The following is a 380-nucleotide window of genomic DNA, read 5'->3' as shown; positions in this document are numbered from 1 at the left end:
GGCCGACGCCACGCCCTGGGCATTGCCACGCACGCCCGACACCACATGCGCCAGGTTGTCCCGCATGGCGGTGAGGCCGCTGAGCAACTGGGCGATCTCGTCCTTGCCCCGCGCGTGGATCGCCACGGTCAGGTCGCCCTGCGCCACCGCGTCGGTGATCTGCACCGCATCGCCCAGCGCGCGCGAAATCTGCCGGATCATGGCGCCGCCCATCAGCACCGCCAGCACGATGCCCGCCACCACGGCCGTGACCGCCAGTGCGCGGATGGTCTGGTAGCTGGCGGCCGCACTGTCGTACTCGGCCTTGGCACGGTCCAGCTGCACCTGCATCAGCTGGCCCAGCACCTCCTGCAATGGGTCGATGGCGGGGTACATCTCCT

1 protein-coding gene is annotated in these 380 nt (G+C 70.0%); it reads right to left on the bottom strand.

Annotated elements, in window-relative coordinates:
* A partial coding sequence (locus GPA27_RS28745) for a HAMP domain-containing protein (protein ID WP_169143769.1) occupies nucleotides 1–380 on the bottom strand: 380 nt, incomplete at both ends.

The organism is Aromatoleum toluolicum, from assembly GCF_012911005.2.
Taxonomy (GTDB): Bacteria; Pseudomonadota; Gammaproteobacteria; order Burkholderiales; family Rhodocyclaceae; genus Aromatoleum; species Aromatoleum toluolicum.
Note: the sequence above shows the minus strand (reverse complement) of the source record. Positions and strands in the feature narration are given on the sequence as shown.